The following is a 921-nucleotide window of genomic DNA, read 5'->3' on the forward strand; positions in this document are numbered from 1 at the left end:
CAGGGCGGCAAGTTGGTGGCCCTCACCGATCTTGCCCTGGCACAGACCGGCCTCGGCGACTACGCGGAGGCCGATGAGACCCTCGCCCTCGCCCGTCAGTTGTGCGACGAGTCCATGGACCAGGGCCATGTCGCGATGACGCTCGCGCTGTCGGCCGACATCGCCCAGCGCCTGGACCGGCCCAATGAGTCGTCCGGTTTCGCGGACCGCGCCCTGGCCCTCGCCCAGGCGGGGTCCTCGCCGCTGCGCCAGGCGAAGCTGGAGAACGTGATCGGCCGGGTGCTGCGGCGGAAGCAGGAGTACGCCTCCGCCCTCGCCCTGCACAGCAGCGCACATGAACTGGCGTCCTCCGTCGGCCACCGGGTCGAGGAGGCCTATGCCCTGGCCGGCCTGGCGGGCGCGGCGGCGGCACTGGGCGATGAAACGTGGGCGGCCGAGCACGCGGCGCAGGCCGAGGAACTGTTCTCGGCGATGGGCATCCCCCCGAACGCCCGGCGCACCTGACCGCCCTGAAGAGCTGACCGCCGTATCGCCGGCGGTCCGTGACCTACGCGCCCACGACCGGGTTGGTGACGGTCGGGCCCTTGTCCTCGGCCGTCACGTGGTGGCCGTGCCGCTGCGCGTCCGTGTGGCCTGCCTCGACCGCCGCGGCGCCCAGCGCCAGCGCCACCACGGCCACGACGATCCGGATCGAGTTGGTGAGCTTGCGAGCCATGATTTCCGCCCCCTGAAGTGTCTCCGGTCTTTCCGACACCTCGAATATGGCGACGCCCATTCCCGCGAGGATCCCGCTCCGATACCGCCCATGGGTAACGCCCGGAAACGGCCTCTGACCTGGGACGGAAGCCGTTCCGGGGGGTTGGGGCGGGAACGGCTTCCGTCCCAGGTCAGAGGCCGTTTCCGGGCGTTACCCATGGGCGG

Annotated in this window: 1 protein-coding gene and 1 pseudogene; one reads left to right on the forward strand and one right to left on the reverse strand. The window is 71.2% G+C overall.

Going from position 1 to position 921, the window contains the following annotated elements:
• Positions 1-504, forward strand: a pseudogene (locus tag CCN72_RS39405) (AfsR family transcriptional regulator); the annotation flags it as partial.
• Positions 505-547: 43 nt separating this feature from the next.
• Here the strand turns inward: CCN72_RS39405 and CCN72_RS39410 are convergent.
• Positions 548-715 carry a hypothetical protein gene (locus CCN72_RS39410; RefSeq protein WP_158101475.1) on the reverse strand — a complete coding sequence of 56 codons (168 nt, stop codon included), beginning with the start codon at positions 713-715 and terminating at the stop codon, positions 548-550.
• Positions 716-921: the final 206 nt, after the last annotated feature.

This window comes from Streptomyces murinus, from assembly GCF_002154555.1.
In the GTDB taxonomy this organism is placed as follows: domain Bacteria; phylum Actinomycetota; class Actinomycetes; order Streptomycetales; family Streptomycetaceae; genus Streptomyces; species Streptomyces murinus.

Excerpts from the sequence above, each read along its gene's own strand:
- CCN72_RS39410 (WP_158101475.1), bottom strand. The coding sequence starts at position 715 with ATGGCTCGCAAGCTCACCAACTCGATCCGGATCGTCGTGGCCGTGGTG.